This window comes from Acinetobacter bereziniae LMG 1003 = CIP 70.12 (genome assembly GCF_000368925.1).
Lineage (GTDB): Bacteria > Pseudomonadota > Gammaproteobacteria > Pseudomonadales > Moraxellaceae > Acinetobacter > Acinetobacter bereziniae.
On sequence record NZ_KB849756.1, the window covers coordinates 2,360,847 to 2,377,290 of the forward strand.

Genomic DNA, 16,444 nt, shown 5'->3' on the forward strand with positions numbered 1-16,444 from the left:
TGACCTAGCGGCGGACGGGTGAGTAATACTTAGGAATCTGCCTATTAATGGGGGACAACATCTCGAAAGGGATGCTAATACCGCATACGCCCTACGGGGGAAAGCAGGGGATCACTTGTGACCTTGCGTTAATAGATGAGCCTAAGTCGGATTAGCTAGTTGGTGGGGTAAAGGCCTACCAAGGCGACGATCTGTAGCGGGTCTGAGAGGATGATCCGCCACACTGGGACTGAGACACGGCCCAGACTCCTACGGGAGGCAGCAGTGGGGAATATTGGACAATGGGGGGAACCCTGATCCAGCCATGCCGCGTGTGTGAAGAAGGCCTTATGGTTGTAAAGCACTTTAAGCGAGGAGGAGGCTCTTTTGGTTAATACCCAAGATGAGTGGACGTTACTCGCAGAATAAGCACCGGCTAACTCTGTGCCAGCAGCCGCGGTAATACAGAGGGTGCGAGCGTTAATCGGATTTACTGGGCGTAAAGCGTGCGTAGGCGGCTTTTTAAGTCGGATGTGAAATCCCCGAGCTTAACTTGGGAATTGCATTCGATACTGGGAAGCTAGAGTATGGGAGAGGATGGTAGAATTCCAGGTGTAGCGGTGAAATGCGTAGAGATCTGGAGGAATACCGATGGCGAAGGCAGCCATCTGGCCTAATACTGACGCTGAGGTACGAAAGCATGGGGAGCAAACAGGATTAGATACCCTGGTAGTCCATGCCGTAAACGATGTCTACTAGCCGTTGGGGTCTTTGAGACTTTAGTGGCGCAGCTAACGCGATAAGTAGACCGCCTGGGGAGTACGGTCGCAAGACTAAAACTCAAATGAATTGACGGGGGCCCGCACAAGCGGTGGAGCATGTGGTTTAATTCGATGCAACGCGAAGAACCTTACCTGGTCTTGACATAGTAAGAACTTTCCAGAGATGGATTGGTGCCTTCGGGAACTTACATACAGGTGCTGCATGGCTGTCGTCAGCTCGTGTCGTGAGATGTTGGGTTAAGTCCCGCAACGAGCGCAACCCTTTTCCTTACTTGCCAGCATTTCGGATGGGAACTTTAAGGATACTGCCAGTGACAAACTGGAGGAAGGCGGGGACGACGTCAAGTCATCATGGCCCTTACGACCAGGGCTACACACGTGCTACAATGGTCGGTACAAAGGGTTGCTACCTAGCGATAGGATGCTAATCTCAAAAAGCCGATCGTAGTCCGGATTGGAGTCTGCAACTCGACTCCATGAAGTCGGAATCGCTAGTAATCGCGGATCAGAATGCCGCGGTGAATACGTTCCCGGGCCTTGTACACACCGCCCGTCACACCATGGGAGTTTGTTGCACCAGAAGTAGGTAGTCTAACCGTAAGGAGGACGCTTACCACGGTGTGGCCGATGACTGGGGTGAAGTCGTAACAAGGTAGCCGTAGGGGAACCTGCGGCTGGATCACCTCCTTAACGAAAGATTGACGATTGGTAAGAATCCACAACAAGTTGTTCTTCATTGATGTATCTGAGGGTCTGTAGCTCAGTTGGTTAGAGCACACGCTTGATAAGCGTGGGGTCACAAGTTCAAGTCTTGTCAGACCCACCAAGTCTACTGAACACAGAAGAGCAGATATATTAAGATCTTAAGCTGGGGACTTAGCTTAGTTGGTAGAGCGCCTGCTTTGCACGCAGGAGGTCAGGAGTTCGACTCTCCTAGTCTCCACCACTACTACGCAGTTACCTGATTAAAAAAGATTGATTATAGAAATTAATGAACTGAAGTTTATAGAGTTTATTAACTTCTGTGATTTATCACAGTGAACTACTTGCTGACGAGGCGGTAGAGAATCATTAACAGAATATATTTGAGTTGAAATAATTGTTTAACTCGTTTTATGAAGCTTAACAAGCAATTGTTAAAGCGGAATGAAATGAGAACTAGCGATAAAACTGAATCAAGCGTTTTGGTATATGAATTAAATTGAAGCTGTACAGTGATTAAGTTCACAAGCAACAAATAGAAGTGGTTAAATCCACATTGTTGATCCTCCTTGTAGGGATTAACGACTGTTTGGGGTTGTATAGTCAAGTAATTAAGTGCATGTGGTGGATGCCTTGGCAGTCAGAGGCGATGAAAGACGTAATAGCCTGCGATAAGCTTCGGGGAGGCGGCAAATATCCTGTGATCCGGAGATTTCTGAATGGGGAAACCCACTTACCATAAGGTAGGTATCGCATGATGAATACATAGTCATGCGAGGCGAACGAGGGGAAGTGAAACATCTCAGTACCCTTAGGAAAAGAAATCAATTGAGATTCCCTCAGTAGCGGCGAGCGAACGGGGATCAGCCCATTAAGTTATATGTGTATTAGCGGAAAGCTCTGGGAAGTGCTACCGTAGAGGGTGATAGTCCCGTACACGAAAGTGCACATATAATGATGACGAGTAGGGCGAGGCACGTGAAACCTTGTCTGAATATGGGGGGACCATCCTCCAAGGCTAAATACTCCTGACTGACCGATAGTGAACCAGTACCGTGAGGGAAAGGCGAAAAGAACCCCTGTGAGGGGAGTGAAATAGATCCTGAAACCGCATGCATACAAGCAGTGGGAGCCGACTTGTTCGGTGACTGCGTACCTTTTGTATAATGGGTCAGCGACTTATATTCAGTAGCAAGGTTAACCGCATAGGGGAGCCGTAGAGAAATCGAGTCTTAATAGGGCGTTTAGTTGCTGGGTATAGACCCGAAACCGGGTGATCTATCCATGAGCAGGTTGAAGGTTGGGTAACACTAACTGGAGGACCGAACCCACTGTCGTTGAAAAGCCAGGGGATGACTTGTGGATAGGGGTGAAAGGCTAATCAAACTCGGTGATAGCTGGTTCTCCCCGAAAGCTATTTAGGTAGCGCCTCGGACGAATACCATAGGGGGTAGAGCACTGTTTCGGCTAGGGGGTCATCCCGACTTACCAAACCGATGCAAACTCCGAATACCTATGAGTACTATCCGGGAGACAGACTGCGGGTGCTAACGTCCGTAGTCAAGAGGAAAACAATCCAGACCGCCAGCTAAGGCCCCAAAATTATAGTTAAGTGGGAAACGATGTGGGAAGGCATAGACAGCTAGGAGGTTGGCTTAGAAGCAGCCACCCTTTAAAGAAAGCGTAATAGCTCACTAGTCGAGTCGGCCTGCGCGGAAGATGTAACGGGGCTAAAACTATATGCCGAAGCTGCGGATGTATACATTGTATACGTGGTAGGGGAGCGTTCTGTAAGCCGATGAAGGTGTGTTGAGAAGCATGCTGGAGGTATCAGAAGTGCGAATGCTGACGTGAGTAACGACAAAACGGGTGAAAAACCCGTTCGCTGAAAGACCAAGGGTTCCAGTCCAACGTTAATCGGGGCTGGGTGAGTCGACCCCTAAGGCGAGGCCGAGAGGCGTAGTCGATGGGAAATTGGTTAATATTCCAATACTTCTGTGTAATGCGATGAGAGGACGGAGAAAGTTAAGTCAGCCTGGCGTTGGTTGTCCAGGTGGAAGGTTGTAGGCATGCATCTTAGGCAAATCCGGGGTGCTCTATGCTGAGAACTGATAGCAAGCGAGTTTACTCGTGAAGTGGCTGATACTATGCTTCCAGGAAAAGTCTCTAAGCTTCAGTTACACAGGAATCGTACCCGAAACCGACACAGGTGGTCAGGTCGAGTAGACCAAAGCGCTTGAGAGAACTCTGCTGAAGGAACTAGGCAAAATGGTACCGTAACTTCGGGAGAAGGTACGCTGCTGACGGTGATAGGACTTGCTCCTTGAGCTATTGGCAGCCACAGAAACCAGGCCCCTGCAACTGTTTATTAAAAACATAGCACTCTGCAAACACGAAAGTGGACGTATAGGGTGTGATGCCTGCCCGGTGCTGGAAGGTTAATTGATGGGGTTAGCGTAAGCGAAGCTCTTGATCGAAGCCCCAGTAAACGGCGGCCGTAACTATAACGGTCCTAAGGTAGCGAAATTCCTTGTCGGGTAAGTTCCGACCTGCACGAATGGCATAATGATGGGGGCGCTGTCTCCAGCAGAGGCTCAGTGAAATCGAAATCGCCGTGAAGATGCGGTGTACCCGCGGCTAGACGGAAAGACCCCGTGAACCTTTACTGCAGCTTGACATTGAACTTTGATCTTACTTGTGTAGGATAGGTGGGAGGCTTAGAAGTAGCGACGCCAGTTGCTATGGAGCCATCCTTGAAATACCACCCTGGTAATATTGAGGTTCTAACTCTGTCCCGTTATCCGGGACGAGGACCATGTCTGGTGGGTAGTTTGACTGGGGCGGTCTCCTCCTAAAGAGTAACGGAGGAGTACGAAGGTGCGCTCAGCGTGGTCGGAAATCACGCGTAGAGTATAAAGGCAAAAGCGCGCTTAACTGCGAGACCCACAAGTCGAGCAGGTACGAAAGTAGGTCTTAGTGATCCGGTGGTTCTGTATGGAAGGGCCATCGCTCAACGGATAAAAGGTACTCTGGGGATAACAGGCTGATACCGCCCAAGAGTTCATATCGACGGCGGTGTTTGGCACCTCGATGTCGGCTCATCTCATCCTGGGGCTGAAGCAGGTCCCAAGGGTATGGCTGTTCGCCATTTAAAGAGGTACGCGAGCTGGGTTTAGAACGTCGTGAGACAGTTCGGTCCCTATCTACCGTGGGCGTTGGAAATTTGAGAGGATCTGCTCCTAGTACGAGAGGACCAGAGTGGACGAACCTCTGGTGTACCGGTTGTGACGCCAGTCGCATCGCCGGGTAGCTATGTTCGGAAGGGATAACCGCTGAAAGCATCTAAGCGGGAAGCCTACCTCAAGATAAGATTTCCCTAGGACTTTATGTCCTCTAAAGAGCCGTTGAAGACTACGACGTTGATAGGTTGGATGTGGAAGTGCGGTGACGCATGAAGCTGACCAATACTAATTGCTCGTGAGGCTTGACTATACAACACCCAAGCAGTTGTATGTGAAGCATCATTTGATTCATAAAAGATCAAAGAAACTTGATTTAGTTGTAAAGCTAGTTACAATAACCAACTCAAATGTTCTTCTGTTAAACTCATTTGGAACAAAGTAAGGCATACCCATAAGACCCGAAAAAGTCCATAACAGTTTGCTGGCGACAATAGCAAGAGTGAACCACCTGATCCCTTCCCGAACTCAGAAGTGAAACCTCTTAGCGCTGATGGTAGTGTGGGGTTACCCATGTGAGAGTAAGTCATCGCCAGCTTTTAATTCTTAAAACACCCTCAACTAACTGTTGAGGGTGTTTTTTTATGCGTGAAGAAAAGTGAAAAAGTCCCATAAAAGAATACAAAGTGGAAAAGGAAGAAAAAAGCTATATGGCATAATTATTATAGGGTCGTATTTATTGAAATGGATGTAATACATACATTTTACGCCATTGAGGCACGCTGTACATTGTGTTAAAAAAGAATCACTAATGATGAGAAAATAATCAATATGCTCATTTTCCAATTTTTCTTCACCGATTATGATGGTGATGAAGTTTTACCCGCTCAAACTCAATATGCATCTATAGATGAAATCATAGAACTTATGCAATCGGTTTTAATTCGACCAGAAAATTTTTTAGGAATTGTTGATAAAAATGATCGAACCTTACAGTTTATTGTGAACTCTGATCATTCATTAGATGCAGATATACCTATACCTGATCAAAAAGGCTCTTATACAAAAAGGTTAAGCTTAGAAGAAGCGATTAAGATTGTACAGAAACAGACAGAGTACATTCAACTTGATGAAATTGAAGGCATGACTTTCATGAAGTGGTAGATTTTTAACGGGTAATTCGATTTCGTTCAATTGTTTTAACTAGAAAAATAAAAACCCTCAGATATCCTTGCCTGAGGGTTATATATTGGTAATATACTAGATATCTAAAAAAATCCTCAGCGTATCTAAGAAAATGCTGAGATCATCGACATTCAAGATAACGGTTTTAATCATTAAAAGTGTGCATTTAAGCCAATATATGGACCTTTAAAATCTAATTTGTACTTTAGATCATCTTTATCAGCATCAATATTCAGATAGCGATAGCCTACTTTAGCGCCAAGATCTAAAACAATAGATTTGATAAAATCATATTGAACTTCCGCTTGGGCATCTGTGATTTTTACATCATTAATATTGGTATAAGTTGCTTCAGCTTTAGCACTTAGACCAGTAAAGGGTAATTTTGCGCCAGCTTCTGCATAAATAATAGGTGCATATTCATCTACGTTGACATTTTCTGAGAATTGTTTGACTGAGCCGTTGAGCTTAGTTGCACCTAAGCCAATATCTGCTTTTACAATGTTGTCTAGGATTTCATAGTAAAGAATTAAATCGGTATGGTCTAAATCAATTTTAGTTTTGGCTAATTCAGTCTTAGTGTCAGTTTCAGTATTTAACTTTGTATACTTTAATTTTACATTTGGAATAATTGGAATAGGGTGTTCAAAAGCAAGTGAAGCTTGAACTGTACCTTTCTGATCTAAATCATATTTTGAGTTTAAGTCAATATAAGGATCTAATAATAAATTATCTGAACCTGTTTGGTTAGATAGACTGGATGTTTTGTGATTGATTTGAGATGTACCATCAATACTCCAATAACTAATATCTCCTTTTAAACCAATAAAATCAGCTTGGGCAAATGAGCTTAAACCTAGCACTGCAATAAATAATAGTAATTGAATAGCTTTCATACTTCCTTCTTGATGAAATAATTTTTCATCTGATATTTTTGTTACTTAAATAGGATTCAATACAACATAAACTGTGGGCATGATATAGAGGTTTATTAAATTTTGCATTATTAAAAAAGATGAAATCGAGGATATAACATGAGTGAGACTATTGACGATACAGTGTTTGAACTACCACTTTATGTCGCAAATAAGGCAGTAAAAACAGGGAAATGGCTCGAGGTCTATGACAAGTTTTCTGGTCAGCTATATGCAAAAGTCGCTTTAGCTGATGCAAAAACCTTAGAAAAATCGATCAGTGCAGCAGTAAACGCTGAAAAGGAAATGGCAGCACTGAAACCCTTTCAAAAGCAAAAAATACTTTTACACTGTGTTGGTCGTTTTAAAGAATTGCGTGAAGAATTAACTCAGCTTTTGATTGTGGAAGGTGGAAAGCCAAAACTTGCTGCCGCAGCAGAAGTTGAGAGATTGATTAATACTTTTCAAATTGCCGCAGATGCCGTATCCACGATGAGTAATGGTCATTTGATGCCTTTAGCAGTGACAGCTGCTGCATCTGCGTACCGAGGAATGGTGCAGCATGTACCAATTGGCGCAATTTCCTTAATTAGTCCTTTTAATTTTCCGCTGAATTTAACTGCACATAAAATAGCACCTGCGATAGCAGCAGGTTGTCCATTTGTACTCAAACCAGCCAGTTTGACACCCATTTCTGCATTAAAAATCGCAGAAATTTTAGCGGAAACAGATTTGCCTAAAGGTGCATTTTCAGTTTTACCCTGTCCGCGTGAACATGCGGATGTGTTGGTGACTGATGATCGTTTTAAATTATTAAGTTTTACTGGCTCGGATCAAGTTGGTTGGGATATGAAAGCGCGAGCAGGACGTAAAAAAGTTACCTTAGAGTTAGGGGGTAATGCTGCTGTGTTGATTGAGCCAGATACAGAGCTCAATGATGCACTGTTTGATCGAGTGATAAGTGGTGCATATAGTCATGCTGGTCAAGTCTGTATCAGTGTGCAACGAATTCTTGTTCATGCCGATATTTATACAGAGTTTAAGAAGAAGTTGGTAGCGAAACTGAAAAAGATACGTGCAGCAGATCCAAGTTTAGAAACCACAATTGTTGGTCCAATGATTAAAGCATCTGAAGCACTCCGATTAAAAAAATGGCTCGATAAAGCAGAGAAAAAAGGCACTAAAATTTTATTGGGTGGTGCTTTATCAGGTGTTTTATTTGAGCCAACGTTGCTAGAAAATGTAGACGAGTCACTTGAGATTTATCAAAATGAAGCGTTTGGTCCAGTGGCAATTTTAGAAAAGTATAAAAACTTTGAAAAAGGGATTGAGATGATTAACACAAGTCGTTTTGGTCTACAGGCAGGGATCTATACACAAAATCTCAATAAAATGCTCTATGCATGGGATCATTTAGAAGTGGGTGGGGTAATTATCAATGATATACCGACTTTTAGAGTGGATAATATGCCTTATGGAGGTGTCAAAGATTCAGGGCTGGGACGTGAAGGTATTCAATTCGCTATTCGTGACATGCAAGAAGAGCGCTTGCTTGTGATTAAACAATAAGCCATATTAAAGGAGCCTCGGCTCCTTGTTTTGTTAATTTTTTGAATAGAGTGAAAAATGATAATAAAAACTTTACCTCAGTGGATTTCATTGGTTTTCCTGTCCTTAGTTAGTGTGCAAATTTGGGCATTTCAGGCTGAAAAACTAGTCAATGACGCGCGATCACAAATCTGGAAAACACTTTATTATGATCCGAGCTATACCCAACTCAAGTATCCAATGGGCGATGTACCTTTGGTCAAAGGTGTATGTACTGATGTGGTGATTCGTGCTTTACGTCATCAAAACATTGATTTACAAAAGTTGATTCATGAGGATATGCAACGAAATTTTAAAAAATATCCGCAAAAGTGGGGTTTAAAATCGACTGATAAAAATATTGATCATCGACGGGTACCCAACATCATGACTTATTTTCAACGACAAGGTTATCAAGTCAATGATCAGAAATATCAAGCGGGTGATATTGTCACTTGGGATTTAGGCAAAGGACTCACCCACATTGGCATTATTTCAGATAAGACAACACTTTTATCCAAAACCCCTTTGGTGATTCATAACATTGGTTATGGAACACGTGAAAACGATATTTTATTGAGCTATAAAATTATAGGGCATTATCGTTTACCTAAAAACTCAAGTCCCTAATAGACCATTGATCATAAAAAGATTTTGGACAACTTTTAAATCAAGCAAAGCGATTCATCTTGAAATTCTTAGGATGCTTTAGAAAAAAATCTATGCTTTTAAGTTTGTTAGAGCAGACGGCTTTTATGGTTTAAATAGACTCTTTTTTGTAATGCCTTAACTTATTTCTTTTTGTTGTAGGGCATGCAAAATAGTTTTTTTTACTCAAATAAAAAGTTGTTAAAAATATTCTCCCTAGGGAATATGAGGTGTATCTTTCCAAGTGTTGATAAGCAATTGGTGATCGTCTCAGCTCATGATTAAAAGTTCATTTATGCTCGATCAATCAAAAATAAAAGCATAGAGATCCGTATATATTGCTTATCTTTTTAATTAACACGTCTAGAAAGCTAAAATTAACAGTAAATCAGATCATTATTTCGACAGGGTGAGATAAAAAATAGCCATAAGAGATAAATGGTATAAAAAAACCAAGAAAATTGTCACAATTTACAGATAAATCGATATAAAACAGGTATTGTTAGTCCATTAAACAGTCGTTTTCTATTGAAGCGCTTTAACCAAGCAATCAACGCAATGACTGGTTTGGAATAACAACAAAGTGCTCAAAAGGTGCTGTTTTATTCGAACAACAAAATTTTAAAATTGGTACTTCTTTTGCTCGCAGATGACAATGACAAAAAGCGGCATTGGAGGACATCTACAGAATTAGGTGTTTTATGACAGAATCTCGTGAAAACTGGACATCACGATCGGGTTTTATTATTGCAGCTGTTGGATCGGCTGTGGGTTTAGGCAACATTTGGCGTTTTCCTTATGTTGCTTATGAAAATGGTGGTGGTGCATTTTTAATTCCTTATTTAATAGCATTAATTACTGCTGGTTTACCTCTATTATTTTTGGATTATGCAACAGGGCATAAAAGCAATAACTCACCACCTAAAGCGTATCGTGCTTTATTCAAAGGGGGTGAAACTTTAGGTTGGTGGCAAGTCTGTGTCTGTATCATTATTGGTTTATATTATGCCAGTGTGCTGACTTGGGCAGGCAGCTATGTGTACTTCTCTATTGGTCAGTTATGGGGAAATGATCCTGAAAATTTCTTCTTTAATACCTATCTACAAACATCTAAAGCAACTGGTTTTGATTTCCAATTTGTAGGTCATTTATTTTGGCCTATCGTTGGAATTTGGGCACTTACTCTGATCATTTTATTTGGTGGTGTCAAGAAAGGTGTTGAATTCTCGAACAAAATTTTCATGCCATTGTTGTTTATTCTATTCACTATTCTTGTGATTCAGGCATTACGCTTACCAGGTGCAGTGCAAGGTTTGAATGCATTCTTTACCCCAAACTGGGCAGCGATGTGGGACTATAAAGTTTGGCTCGCGGCATTTGGTCATACTTTCTTTTCTCTTTCAGTTGGTTTCGGGATCATGGTGACCTATGCATCTTATCTTAAACCGAAAACCAACTTGACTGGTTCTGGTCTGATTGTTGGTTTTGCCAATGCTTCAACTGAAATCTTGGCAGGTATTGGTATTTTTGCTGCGCTTGGTTTTATGGCATTTGCAGCAGGGAAGCCTGTTGATCAAGTCGTGAGTGGTGGTATCGGTTTGGCATTCATTGCGTTCCCTAAAATCATTTCGAGTTTAGGAGCTGGTGCTGATTTATTTGGTTTATTGTTCTTCTCTTCTTTATTTGTGGCTGGTATTTCTTCAATGGTGAGTATCCTTGAAGTACCCATTGCGGCAATGCAAGACAAGTTAAAGTGGGGACGTAAAAAAGCCGTGACTATCATTGGTGGTGGTAGTGCGATTGTTTCGATCTTCTTATTTTCAAGTGTGAATGCAATTAAACTGGTTGATATTGTCGATCATTTTATCAACAATATTGGTATTATTGGTGGTGCACTATTGTCAATTATTGCAGTGGCATGGTTTAAACGTTCTGCATTGATCGAGTTGCGTGATCATGTGAACCGTATTTCAACTGTTCAATTAGGTAAAGGTTGGGATTTCACATTAACCGTCATCACTTCTTTGATTTTGCTGGTAACTTTATGTATGACCATTTTTAGTTTGATTAAAAATGGATACGATACATATAGTGCAAGTATGTTGATGTTCTTTGGTTGGGGCAGTGTGATTTTCTGTGCTGTGGTGGCTTTAGTACTCAGCAAAATGAAAGATCGATAGGAGCAGCAAAATGAATACATCAGCTATTATTATGATGATTATTTCAATGGTGTTTTTATGGGGAGGATTAATTCTCTCGATCTTACACCTCATGAAAAATCCTGAAGAATTAGACGAGGTTCTTGAAGAAGTTAAAGATCAACATACACTTTGATTTAACTATTCATCTAAAGTCAAAAAAGCAGGCTATATTGCCTGCTTTTTTAGTCTGTTAAGCGAGTTTTTTGATTCGACAATAATAAAAACCATCACCATGATCAGTTTGCGGAAGTAATTGACGACCATGAATTTGTTCAATTCCCCAATCAGCATCAATTTTTATTTCTTCGGCATCTGTATGTTCTGCAAAGAATTCCACCATTTGTTGTTCATTTTCAGCTTTAAGAATTGAACAGGTGATATAAAGCAGGGTTCCACCGACTTTAAGTTGTTGCCACATATGATTCAAAATTTGCTTTTGCAAATCGACCACTTGTTGAATATCTGTAGACTGTCTGAGTAAGCGAATATCTGGATGACGACGCATTACACCGATTGCAGAACAAGGCGCATCTAGGATAATGCAATCTACAGGTTGCGTATAAGTCCATGTTGTAGCATCAGCTGTGATGATTTCTACGTCAGCATAGGCATTTAATTCTAGACGTTCCAAATTTTCAGAAACACGTAAGAGGCGTTTAGCATCATGATCAAGCGCAATTAATTTTTGTGGATTAAAGCGCTCTAAAATATGTGCTGTCTTTCCACCAGGCGCTGCACATGCATCGATAATAATTTTATCATCTAAATTTGGTAATAACGTGGCACAGAGTTGAGCGTGTTCATCTTGAACGGAAAATCCGCCTTCTTCAAAGCCCGGCAAATGGGTAATATTTCCAGTTTGCTCAAGTACAATACCAACATCAGAAAGCATACAAAGTCGAGCATCAATCTGTTCTTCCTCTAAGATATCTAGATATTCATCACGACTAATCTGACGTTCATTGATACGCAAAGTCAGTGGTGCAACTTGTTTTAAGTTTTGACAGATTTCATCAACTTGGTTTGTCCAATCTTTTTTTAGTCGTTTGAAAAGCCAACTCGGTAAGCCATGAGTTTGGTTCAATACAGTTTCAAATTCTGATGTTTCACGTGAAACACGACGAAGGATAGCATTAACCAAGCCACTCATTGGCTCAAATCCTAGTTGTTTAGCTGCATTGACTGTTTCTGAAATCGCTGCATGTGCAGGAATACGCGTACATAAGAGTTGGTAGAGCCCAAGATATAAGCAACTTTCAAGCGCTTCATTGTCCAATGGTTTTGTTAATAGCGGAAGCGTAACGGCTTTTAAGGAATACCATTGACGTAAGCAGCCCAATGTTAGTTCATGGTATAAACCACGATCACGTTCAGAAACGGTGTTGATATGTTGGTTCAACACAGATGCTAAAGATTGACCATTTTGAACAGCAACAAGGGTTTTAATCACTTGGGCACGCAAATTCAAATTTTTTGCAGAGGATTGAATTTGACTCATGCGAATTGATGTCCTACAGATAGTTTATGACCTTGGATGATTTGAACGGGATTAACGGCTTTGCCTCCAGGCCACTGTAAACTGGTGAGACAAACTACGCCTTTACCACAGACCACATGTACGCCTTGCTTGTCCATTTCAATAATCGTTCCGACGTCTTCGCCGTTTGCAATTACATTAGAAATTGTTGCATTCCAGATTCTTAGATTATTGCTTTCATCAATTGGAGTAAAGGCAACAGGCCAAGGGTTAAATGCGCGGATAGTGCGGTCAATTTCAATAGCAGATTTGCGCCAATCAATCTGGGCTTCTGCCTTAGTCAGTTTGTGGGCGTAAACGGTGAATTGTTCGTCTTGAACTTCACGTGCTTCTAAGTATTGTAGTAATTTTTGCTCTGATTCAAGCACTGTGCAGATTGCTTGAGCACCTTGAGTTGCAAGTTTTTCATACAAGCTTGCGGAAGTATCCATTGTTGTAATTGGGCAAAGGGTTTTATACAACATATCCCCTGTATCTAATCCAGCTGCCATTTTCATAATTGTCACCCCAGTTTCAGTATCACCTGTGGCAATTGCACGCTGAATGGGCGCAGCACCACGCCAACGAGGTAATAATGAGCCATGAATATTTAAACAACCGTATTTAGGTGTGTCTAAAATACTTTGGGGCAAGATTAAACCATAAGCAGCAACCACCATCACATCAGCACCTAAAGCTGCAAGCTCCTGTTGAGCCGCTAAACCTTCTTCAGTGGATGCCTTGAAATGCAGGGGTTGATAAACAGGTAAATCATGCGTTAACGCAAGTTGTTTTACTGCTGAAGCTGTCAATTTTTGTCCACGACCTGACTTACGGTCCGGTTGAGTATACACAGCGACGATTTCGTGGTCAGTTTGAATCAGTGCTGCTAATGCTGAAGCTGCAAATTCGGGTGTGCCTGCAAAAATGATCTTCAAAGGTTGTGCTCAGATTAAATTTTAAAGTCAATTATAGCAAACATGGTTCTATGGTGGGATTTTCAAATGAAAATTTGATTTTCTCCAAATGTGAAAATTAATTATATTATTTTGACACAAAGCTATTTATTTATGATTTTGACCTATCTATAGATCTGTATGTTTCTTTTGATTAATGAATCTGATGCGATTTTGATCGCAGTATGGGTGATATTAAAAAATAATGTGATTTAAGTCACATTTAATAGACTGTGTTTTATAAAAATTAGAATCATTTTTCAGAGTATGGTTTCTTACATATTGAAATAATGATCTGTTTTTTTGTGTTTTGTAAAGTTTTTCTAAACAAAATTAATAAGTATTACTCAGAAAAACACAAAATAGTGAAAGATAAAAATAAAAAGCTATTAAGAAAAATTGTAAACACAAAGAATGTAAACTTAATAAAATATCATTTTGAGAAATAAGTCACATTTATTTTTAACAAATGTGACAAAATTTGTCACATAATTAATTAAAGATAATGTGATTTTAGTAAAACTTTACAATGTCGAAGATAAATATAACTATATGTTTTTTAAATGTAAAATATTAAAAATGTAAAATAATATAGCTTAATTTCAAAAAAATTAAACCAATTGGTTTAAAAGTTAAAAAAAGTGAAATATATCTCATTTTTTTGATTGCTTTCATTGTATGTAAATTGTTAAATAAAAAAAATTGTACATTTTATATGCATTTTTAAAGCAGAACCTACTGCCAAAAATGCATCTCCTAAGGAAAAGCGATATGAATAAAATCTACAAAGTGATTTGGAATGCGACTTTGTTGGCATGGGTTGCAGTATCTGAATTGGCAAAAGGGAAAACCAAATCTTCTAAAGTAACGGGAATTATTGGCGCTGCGACAGTTAGCTTGATGGTAACGTTTAGTCCTGATGTGATTGCAAATACCATAGATATGCAACCTCAGGGGACTAGAAATGATACAGATTGCGTATCAGCTGGAAATACAACTGTTTATAAAGCCCAAACAAATGGAACAACTGCTCCAATAACAGATGGCTCTGGTACATATTCTACAGTAGCTGGATGTAATGCTTCTGGTGGTGGTGTTCTCGCTGCAACTGTCTACGGTAGCCATTCCAAGGTTACAGGTAAGGGAGGAACAGCTGTTGGTCATAATAATGAAGCTGCCCAATGGGCACTAGCTGCAGGAGTTGATAGTAAGGCAACTGGAGAGTCTAGTATTGCTTTAGGTGCAGGAGCTGCCGCATCTAATACATCATCTATTGCAATAGGCACAGATTCAGGAGCTTCAGGTAGTGGAGCTTTAGCTTTGATGGCTGGTTCTAAAGCGAATGCCATTTCCTCTATCGCAATTGGTCAAACCTCATCAACTGGGGCTGCTGCCGAGGGTTCAATTGCTATTGGTCGAAATGCTCAAACATCGGCTAGTGGTAGTATTGCAATAGGTGATGGAGCTACGGCTACTGGTGGTACAACTGATATTAATTCTATTGCAATTGGTAAAGGTGCACAAAGTTGGGGGCAAAGTTTTGCATTAGGGACAGGTGCTTCAGCCGATTCACTCACATTTGATGTAAATGATAGTGGTGTTGCTGTTGGTGCTCAATCCGTTACAGCTGCTGGAACCACAAAAGGTACAGCTATTGGTGTAAATTCTAAAGTAACAGGCTCAACTGTTGCTGGTACTGCAATAGGTTCAAATGCAGTTGCTTCTATTGATAATAGTGTAGCATTAGGTTCAAACTCAACAACATCAGCTATTACTGGTACAGGATTTCTAACATCACAAGCTGCTCCTACTGTTGGAGCTGTGTCAGTTGGTAATGGTACAGCGGCTGGTAACCGCCGTATTCAAAACGTTGCAGATGGTTCAGCAGCTTCAGATGCTGTGACAGTTGCTCAACTAGACAAAGCTTATGATGATACAAATGGTCGTTTAGCTACTGTTTTAGGTGCAGGTAGTGGTGCTGCCTATAATGCTACAAACAATACATATACCGCTCCAACGAATATTGGGGGAACAGGTAAAACTACGATTGATGATGCGATTAAAGCAACTCAACGAAGTGTAGTCGCTGGATCAAATATTGTCATTACCCCGACGACAGCTGCTGATGGTTCAATATCGTATTCGGTTGCTACAAGCGCAACACCGACGTTTACAAGTGTAACTGTAAACAATGCACCAACAGCAGGTACAGATGCGACCAACAAGACTTATGTAGACTCAAAAGCTGCAGCATCAAAAACAGAAGTCACAGCTGGAACCAATGTATCAGGTGTCGCAAAAACGACAGGCGCAAATGGTCAAGATGTTTACACAGTTAATGCTAATGGTACGACAGCCTCAGCAGGCTCATCAGCAGTTACAGTCACTGCAGGCACCAAAAATGCAAGTAATGTCACTGACTATAAGGTGGATTTATCAACTGCTACAAAAACAGATATTCAAAAAGGTGTCGATGCAAAGACAGCTGTAGATAGTACAGGTTTAACCTTTAAAGGTGATACGACAGCGACAAGTGCGACTAAGAAATTAGGCGATACAGTTTCGATTACGGGTGACACGAACATTAGTACAGTTGCGACGACTGATGGTGTGCAGGTTAAATTAAATCCAAACTTAAACCTAGGTACAACAGGTAGTGTGACTACAGGTGCGACTGTGATTAATAATGCTGGTATTACGGCAAACAAAGTCACAATAAACAATGCACCAACAGCAGGTACAGATGCGACTAACAAGACTTATGTAGACTCAAAAGCAGCGGCATCAAGAACAGA

The 16,444-nt window shown here is 40.9% G+C and carries 9 protein-coding genes, 2 tRNA genes, 2 rRNA genes and 2 other annotated features; of the genes, 10 read left to right on the forward strand and 3 right to left on the reverse strand.

Annotated features, from left to right (window positions below; translation table 11 throughout):
• Positions 1-455: a sequence feature (16S ribosomal RNA rRNA prediction is too short), on the forward strand.
• A gap of 10 nt (positions 456-465) precedes the next feature.
• Positions 466-1,438: a sequence feature (most likely nonfunctional fraction of RNA operon), on the forward strand.
• 72 nt (positions 1,439-1,510) lie between these two features.
• The 5 genes from F938_RS20835 to F938_RS20855 all read left to right on the forward strand — a co-directional run bounded on the left by F938_RS20835 (position 1,511) and on the right by F938_RS20855 (position 5,806).
• Positions 1,511-1,587, forward strand: a tRNA-Ile gene (locus F938_RS20835).
• A 44-nt stretch (positions 1,588-1,631) separates the two neighbouring features.
• A tRNA-Ala gene (locus tag F938_RS20840) sits at positions 1,632-1,707 on the forward strand.
• Between the two features lie 357 nt (positions 1,708-2,064).
• A 23S ribosomal RNA gene (locus tag F938_RS20845) occupies positions 2,065-4,955 on the forward strand.
• 170 nt (positions 4,956-5,125) lie between these two features.
• Positions 5,126-5,240 (forward strand): 5S ribosomal RNA (gene rrf / locus F938_RS20850).
• A 233-nt stretch (positions 5,241-5,473) separates the two neighbouring features.
• Positions 5,474-5,806: a hypothetical protein gene (locus F938_RS20855; protein WP_005034910.1), complete on the forward strand. Its 333-nt coding sequence runs from the start codon at positions 5,474-5,476 to the stop codon at positions 5,804-5,806.
• Positions 5,807-5,979: 173 nt separating this feature from the next.
• Here F938_RS20855 and F938_RS20860 read toward each other — a convergent pair whose 3' ends face one another.
• Positions 5,980-6,723, reverse strand: a complete 744-nt coding sequence (locus tag F938_RS20860) for a TIGR04219 family outer membrane beta-barrel protein (protein WP_005034914.1) — start codon at positions 6,721-6,723, stop codon at positions 5,980-5,982.
• A gap of 138 nt (positions 6,724-6,861) precedes the next feature.
• Here F938_RS20860 and F938_RS20865 point away from each other — a divergent pair, with 138 nt between their 5' ends.
• From F938_RS20865 to F938_RS24015, 4 genes are all read left to right on the forward strand, one after another.
• Positions 6,862-8,310 carry an aldehyde dehydrogenase family protein gene (locus F938_RS20865; protein ID WP_005034917.1) on the forward strand — a complete coding sequence of 483 codons (1,449 nt, stop codon included), beginning with the start codon at positions 6,862-6,864 and terminating at the stop codon, positions 8,308-8,310.
• Between the two features lie 57 nt (positions 8,311-8,367).
• Complete coding sequence (locus F938_RS20870; RefSeq protein WP_005034921.1) at positions 8,368-8,958, forward strand: DUF1287 domain-containing protein; 591 nt, start codon at positions 8,368-8,370, stop codon at positions 8,956-8,958.
• 719 nt (positions 8,959-9,677) lie between these two features.
• Positions 9,678-11,156 (forward strand): sodium-dependent transporter, encoded by a 1,479-nt coding sequence (locus tag F938_RS20875; RefSeq protein WP_004823944.1) that lies wholly within the window; start codon positions 9,678-9,680, stop codon positions 11,154-11,156.
• A 10-nt stretch (positions 11,157-11,166) separates the two neighbouring features.
• Positions 11,167-11,310 carry a methionine/alanine import family NSS transporter small subunit gene (locus tag F938_RS24015; protein ID WP_004823942.1) on the forward strand — a complete coding sequence of 48 codons (144 nt, stop codon included), beginning with the start codon at positions 11,167-11,169 and terminating at the stop codon, positions 11,308-11,310.
• A 57-nt stretch (positions 11,311-11,367) separates the two neighbouring features.
• Here F938_RS24015 and rsmB read toward each other — a convergent pair whose 3' ends face one another.
• Together rsmB and fmt are read right to left on the reverse strand one after the other, a co-directional pair.
• Entirely contained in the window at positions 11,368-12,675 is a 1,308-nt protein-coding gene (gene rsmB, locus F938_RS20880; protein ID WP_005034925.1) for a 16S rRNA (cytosine(967)-C(5))-methyltransferase RsmB, read from the reverse strand.
• Complete coding sequence (gene fmt, locus F938_RS20885) at positions 12,672-13,631, reverse strand: methionyl-tRNA formyltransferase (protein ID WP_005034927.1); 960 nt, start codon at positions 13,629-13,631, stop codon at positions 12,672-12,674. The genes rsmB and fmt overlap by 4 nt, the downstream gene beginning before the upstream one ends.
• A 789-nt stretch (positions 13,632-14,420) precedes the next feature.
• Between fmt and F938_RS20890 the strand changes: the two genes are divergently transcribed.
• On the forward strand, positions 14,421-16,444 hold a 2,024-nt coding region (locus F938_RS20890; RefSeq protein WP_005034929.1), incomplete at its 3' end, for an autotransporter outer membrane beta-barrel domain-containing protein.